The organism is Enterococcus sp. LJL120, from assembly GCF_054871765.1.
The window spans coordinates 1-5,536 of the sequence record NZ_JBTXLV010000024.1; the positions used below are offsets into that span (position 1 = coordinate 1).

At 36.9% G+C, this 5,536-nt stretch carries 9 protein-coding genes; 1 reads left to right on the forward strand and 8 read right to left on the reverse strand.

The features are described 5' to 3' along the window. A partial coding sequence (locus tag ACYSNU_RS18655; protein ID WP_461738584.1) for a tyrosine-type recombinase/integrase occupies window positions 1-428 on the forward strand: 428 nt, incomplete at its 5' end. Window positions 429-1,595: 1,167 nt separating this feature from the next. On the opposite strand, the gene ACYSNU_RS18660 is transcribed toward ACYSNU_RS18655, so the two are convergent. The 8 genes from ACYSNU_RS18660 to ACYSNU_RS18695 form a co-directional block, all read right to left on the reverse strand. After that, window positions 1,596-1,853, reverse strand: coding sequence for a BlaI/MecI/CopY family transcriptional regulator (locus tag ACYSNU_RS18660; RefSeq protein WP_461738585.1), 258 nt, complete (start codon window positions 1,851-1,853; stop codon window positions 1,596-1,598). Between the two features lie 93 nt (window positions 1,854-1,946). Next, a complete protein-coding gene (gene pepG1 / locus ACYSNU_RS18665; RefSeq protein ID WP_265460207.1) occupies window positions 1,947-2,090 on the reverse strand; it encodes a type I toxin-antitoxin system toxin PepG1 in 144 nt (47 codons plus the stop codon). Window positions 2,091-2,227: 137 nt separating this feature from the next. After that, complete coding sequence (ssb, locus tag ACYSNU_RS18670) at window positions 2,228-2,683, reverse strand: single-stranded DNA-binding protein (RefSeq protein ID WP_265460206.1); 456 nt, start codon at window positions 2,681-2,683, stop codon at window positions 2,228-2,230. 125 nt (window positions 2,684-2,808) lie between these two features. Continuing rightward, window positions 2,809-3,120, reverse strand: coding sequence for a hypothetical protein (locus ACYSNU_RS18675; RefSeq protein WP_461738586.1), 312 nt, complete (start codon window positions 3,118-3,120; stop codon window positions 2,809-2,811). A 59-nt stretch (window positions 3,121-3,179) separates the two neighbouring features. Beyond that, window positions 3,180-4,022, reverse strand: coding sequence for a relaxase MobL (gene mobL, locus ACYSNU_RS18680; RefSeq protein WP_461738587.1), 843 nt, complete (start codon window positions 4,020-4,022; stop codon window positions 3,180-3,182). Further along, the gene (gene mobL / locus ACYSNU_RS18685) at window positions 4,012-4,494 is read right to left on the reverse strand and encodes a relaxase MobL (RefSeq protein ID WP_461738588.1); all 483 of its coding nucleotides are present in this window, start codon (window positions 4,492-4,494) and stop codon (window positions 4,012-4,014) included. Before mobL (ACYSNU_RS18685) ends, mobL (ACYSNU_RS18680) begins: the two co-directional genes overlap by 11 nt. Window positions 4,495-4,507: 13 nt before the next feature. Further along, window positions 4,508-4,831, reverse strand: coding sequence for a hypothetical protein (locus ACYSNU_RS18690; RefSeq protein WP_265460202.1), 324 nt, complete (start codon window positions 4,829-4,831; stop codon window positions 4,508-4,510). Beyond that, window positions 4,828-5,103 (reverse strand): hypothetical protein, encoded by a 276-nt coding sequence (locus ACYSNU_RS18695; RefSeq protein ID WP_461738589.1) that lies wholly within the window; start codon window positions 5,101-5,103, stop codon window positions 4,828-4,830. The genes ACYSNU_RS18690 and ACYSNU_RS18695 overlap by 4 nt, the downstream gene beginning before the upstream one ends. Window positions 5,104-5,536: the final 433 nt, after the last annotated feature.

Below are 5,536 nucleotides of genomic sequence, written 5' to 3' on the forward strand. Positions count from 1 at the left end.
CCTGTCAACGCATACTAAATCAAAAGAAAACACCAGCTAAAACTTACATACACATTGATGGGGCGAAAACTAAAAATTCAATTCGCGTAATCCCTATGACCCCTTTTCTAAGGGAGAAATTGAAACAATATAGACAAGATGGTGAACTATCCAGATGGGTATTTACGAACAATGATGGTCCTTGTGAACCAAGACTACTTACAAATTATTTTCATAAAACAAGAAAAAAGGTAGGTCTTACGCATATCCATTTCCATCAGTTACGGCACACTTTTGCGACGCGTTGCCTTGAGGCACTCTCAGATATTCCAACAGTTAGCGCATTACTCGGACACAAATCTAGCCAACTAACATTAGATGTGTATTCAGATGTTCTAATGGATCAACGCTTACAGACAATAGAAAAAGTAGCTACTTATATTTCTTAAAAAATTCCTTAATAAGAAATCAAGCTGATAACCAACGTAATGATAACGCTATCATTATGGTAGTCATCTTTTCGAATAAGCCGTCAATCGCCGTCAAAATATAATCAAAAACGCTGTCATATTGGCGTTACATTTTGTTTCTTTTACTTAACTAAAACAAGATATATTTGTAAAGTTAAAATTAAATTTTTTTCTTGTCATTTTAACTATACGGTGCGGTTGAAATCCTTACTAATACAAAAAAGCAATCTGTTTTAAAAAAGACAGATTGCTTTTTTGTATTAATACTATTTCTTTTTTTGTTGAACTATTAGGTCTTTTTTTGTCTCTTTCGTTCTTCAAGAGTGACCCTTCTCTACATCTCTTTAAGCTTATTGATATCATTTACTAACTGGACTTGTTCATTAGGGAGTTAAATCTTGCTGAAGAGCTCGCTATCCTGATAATTTGGTGTAAAGTTGACAATCGCTGACATAATGACCACCTTTTTAGCCTTTTCAAAAAGTGTAGCATAGAGACTAATACGTTTCAAAAATGAAGCAAATAGTAAAGTGTTTAAGTTTTCAATGGAGATCTATAGCAGAAATTTTGTTCAACAAAATGAGACTAATCGAGAAACTATCTTTCAAAAATTTTACTCTGATTATGTATGGGAGGATGATCAAATTTAAATAGGGTATTTGTCAGCATAGCTATGGTCGCTGCTAAATATATTTCACATAATCCTCTTTATAAAAAGAAGCAAGCCCATAAAGAGCTAGCTTCTTAATTTACATAAGTTACGTTATAAAAAGTAGCCCGCCAGACCAGCGTCTGACGGGCTTTCCCTTGTGAATTTTTGAAAGTTAACGGTTTTAAAATTTTGAAACGTGAACAAGTCGCTATTCCTCCCTCAAAAAAGTTTGTGAAATTTTTTAAGTAGTAAAGTGGATTCTTGTTATAAAAAGAGGGACAGTTGTTAAAGCGAATTGCAACATATCAAATATTTTTAGGAGATATTTTAATTATGCCCTGTCCCTCCATACTAGTATATCATGAATCTAGTTACGCTTATGAATTCTTTGTTTTAACGAGTTCAAGTAGTCTAAATCGGTCACACTGCTAATATGGTGACGTACCAAATTATATATAGTAGTAGAAGGCAGTACGGATAGGTAATAAGCTTCCTCAGAAATGGTAGGAATAAATTTTCGTGCCAGGGCTGTGCCAGCAATTCCTACTCAAAAGTTTGGTAATGACAGCTGCAATAGTATTCTTACTCTCATCTGGTAATAATAAAGTAACGTCCGATACGGACAAGCACTGTTCATTGCGCCAAAAAACCTGTACTACTTGTTTTTCTTTGATTGTAAGATGTTCCATGCTATCACTTTCTTTCCATATGTTAAGTTTTGTGCTAAAATAGTAGTAATAAAAAGAGGACATACGTGAATATGCCCTCCATGTAGAACCGTTTAAGACGGTCGCAAGTATTTTATATGACTTTAGAAATAGCCGTTACCCTGCAAAAGTAGACGGCTATTTCTTTTTGTCGTTTTTAAGCAAGTCCACAATCAATTTTATCAAGGCAATGGTAAACATACCAAAACTCAATAACAATTGAATTGTCTCTAATGCAGACAAAAGGCTTCTCCTTTCATAGATTTCAGCACTTACATTCATAAGCACCACCACCTCTCAAAGATAGCCACCGTCATAACTTTTCTACCCGTTTAGTATATCATAAATACAGCTCGTCAGCTCCTAAATAAAGAAACAAGCCTTAGAATTTCAAGGCTTGCGGCGTTATCATGTAAAAATTAGAACGGCAAATCGTCGTCTGAAATATTAAGGTTGCTATCATTTAAAAAAGGGTCTTGGTCACGACTAAACTTTGGCATAGGCGGCTCACTTGCTGAAGCTGTTTGAGAACTTCCTTGTCTATTTTCCGCACTAGACCTTGATTCCAACAATTGGAAATTATCTGCAACCACTTCTGTCACATAGACACGTTGGCCTTGTTGGTTTTCATAGTTACGAGTTTGAATCCGACCAGTAATGCCGATTAACGTACCTTTCTTGGCATAATTTGTCAAAGTTTCAGCGGGTTTTCGCCAAATCACACACTGAATAAAGTCTGCTTCTCGCTTCCCATCTTGACCTGTAAAGGTACGGTTGACTGCAAGCGTAAAAGAACCCACGGCAACACCACCTGCTGTATAGCGTAAGTCCACATCTTTGGTTAATCGTCCGACTAACACAACGTTATTTATCATTGTTTGCGCCCTCCTTAGTATTGTTTCTTGCAGTGTAGCACACACCACCTAGTTTTTAACTACTTTACCGTTATAAAGTTCGTCTTTTTACATTTGCTCACGCAACCCCTTAATATTTAGACCAGTCACATTTCTAAATGAAAGTCTGTCTTTTGCTGCATTTTCTGACTCTTTTTTGATTGATTGACAAAACTCAGTTCTCCATCTAAAAAATGAATGACTATCTTTTCTGGACTAGTGTTCATACTGATGTCGATTCCTGAGTGACTATAATTATCACGGTGCGTAAACATATCATCAAAAAAGCCAAGGACATCACGTTTTTGTCCGTTATCAATAAATAAAAAGTCATAATTCTTAATATGATTTAAGTTACCAAACACACGGTCTTTTTCAAAGTGATAAGGATTTTTTACGGTATAGTTGGTACCCGGCACTTCAAATTTTTAGCCTTCACTACTTACTTTTTCAAACAATTCTTTTAATGAATAGCTTTTCATGATTTCCTCCTAACTTCTAAAATAAAAATAGAGATAGATTGAGAAAGTGAATCAAAATATAGATTTTCATAGTCATCAATGTCTTGTTTTGCAATTGGCTCGTCCCCTGGTAAATAGATGTCATCCAACGGCGGTAAATCAGATGGAACAATTGATTCCTCAATCGCTAATGATTCCAAATCAAAATCGGACAACCGAGCACCTTTCGTCCGATTTTGACTACGAATAGTCTTGTCATATTCTGATAACTTACTCAAAACGACATTACCAATTTTGTGATATAGCCCATCTTTTCCATACAGTTTATTGTCTTCATAGGTGGGTTGATTTTTTGGATTTCCATATGCCGCTTCATACTCTTTTGAAATTGGCGCTAGATACTGCCGCAATTTTTCAACCTCAGCTGATTGTTCCGTATTTAAATAGAGGTTTGTTATGGCGTCCACTTGATATTGGAATTTTTGCCCCTTAGCATAACCATATTTCCAAAATCGGCGATTTTCTAGCATAGCTTCATATAAATTTTGAAACAAAGTAGCATACTGATCCGTTACAAAATTTTCACTATAGCCTTTGGCATTCTCTATCATTTTGTTAAACTGTTCCGACGTTTGCATTAACATATCGTCCATCGTTAACAGCTCGTTAATAAATTTTGCTCGAGTTGCACGGATATTTTTTTTGAGAAATTTTCCTTTGCGTTCTAAGTTATAAAAGCTTGGATTTTCCTCATTCACTACCTCAATCAGCGGCCGAGAAGAAGTGCGTTCCGTATACCCGATATGGACGTGAATGTTATCCGTGTTGTAATGAATAGCACCAGTCCATTCACCGTGCAATTGTTCTTTTTTTTTCCAATTGATTGACAGCTAAACGTGCAGCTTCTTGTAAGCGAGATTGATTGACTTCACCGGTTTCCGCTGACATAATGCCGTGATCTACAAGCCACTCATTTTTAAAGGAGAATACATGTTGCCACAACGGAGACCCGTTCATCTGTGCCTCATGAAAATATTCCTTCATGTACGACACAACTTCTGGTGGAGCTGTGTCATATGTGCGGGTAAATAGGGAAGACGTTTTTTCAGGGTTTCCCATGTAGTCATTGTACGTAGAGAATTGAGATTCACCAGCGCCCTCAATCGTATTGAATGCTGACCCAGTGTTTTGATTTGAGAACGCATTGTATTCGTCGAAATGTTCATTTCGTTGTGCTTCCGGCCTGTCCATGTACCCAATATAATCGGAGAATGCTTGTGCGGCCGGCATGACAAATGCAGTCGATAAAATTATGCCTGCAGTCGGCTTCATTCTATTCACCTACCTATCTAGTATGGCTTTTCTTCTCATTCATACTTTTTATTACAGCTGCGTGTTTAGTTTGTTTCCATTCTTGTTCTGCAATAGCCGCTAACATTTTTTGAGACGTACCTGCAAAATCTTCAAGCTTAGCAAGCAATTTTTTTTGAATCTGTAATTCGGATTTCACATCATCAAATTTTTTCATCATTTCTTCTTTGCCGCTGTAATAGTTCAATATTTTCTCCAATAGGCGACCTTCCGACAAATTTTCAGCACGAGCCAACGTTTTCACATCATCCACAAATTCCGCCGACACATAATAATTTTTCTTTTTGTATTCACTCATATTACTCCCTGCTTTCTATCTTCGGCTGGCTGGACAACAAGGTTGCGATAGCGTGGCCAATTTGTTCCACTGTCCATTCCTGCATTTGGATTGTACTGTGACACGAGCAATTGATAGCGAACCTCACTTTCAAACTGAAACTCCTCAAATGCCACTCGCTCGATAATGTCACGTAAAAAATCTTCTCGACTATCAAAACCTTGTTGTCTGGCCAACGAGGATAGTCTAGCCAATGTTCCATCTTGTAAACGTCTCACGGTAAGAACTTCCATCAGTATCTATCACCTCATTTCTTTTCATTTTGTTGTCATACCTTCTGTTGGCCTGTCTCGCTTCATATGACCTTCTTTTTATGCTTTATCTACATACTTCCTGTATTTTTCTATCCCCTTTCTTACAGCTTTCTGTGTTCTATTTGGTTCTGTATCCTTCACCTTTTTAGTGCTGTTTGTTGCACTTGCTTTGTCGCTCTTGGTATTTTGTAAGAGCATAAGAGAAAACTGGCACCATTATCATGCCTATCCCCGCAGTGCGGGGGTTTTCAATGGTGCCAGTTTCAATTGGTTTAACACATGATCTGTGTAGGGTTAACACAGTCTTAACACATTACGAACACATTATTTGTGCTAAAAACACATAATTTGTGTCACCCACTATTTATAGGTTTTTAGCTTCTCTTGCAACATTACAATCTGTAATTGATAC

Bases quoted from the DNA above. Each gene is read 5' to 3' on its own strand.
- ACYSNU_RS18695 (WP_461738589.1), bottom strand. From the start codon at position 5,103: ATGGAAGTTCTTACCGTGAGACGTTTACAAGATGGAACATTGGCTAGA.
- mobL (WP_461738588.1), bottom strand. From the start codon at position 4,494: ATGAAGCCGACTGCAGGCATAATTTTATCGACTGCATTTGTCATGCCG.
- ACYSNU_RS18690 (WP_265460202.1), bottom strand. From the start codon at position 4,831: ATGAGTGAATACAAAAAGAAAAATTATTATGTGTCGGCGGAATTTGTG.
- ACYSNU_RS18660 (WP_461738585.1), bottom strand. From the start codon at position 1,853: ATGTCCTCTTTTTATTACTACTATTTTAGCACAAAACTTAACATATGG.
- ssb (WP_265460206.1), bottom strand. From the start codon at position 2,683: ATGATAAATAACGTTGTGTTAGTCGGACGATTAACCAAAGATGTGGAC.
- pepG1 (WP_265460207.1), bottom strand. From the start codon at position 2,090: ATGAATGTAAGTGCTGAAATCTATGAAAGGAGAAGCCTTTTGTCTGCA.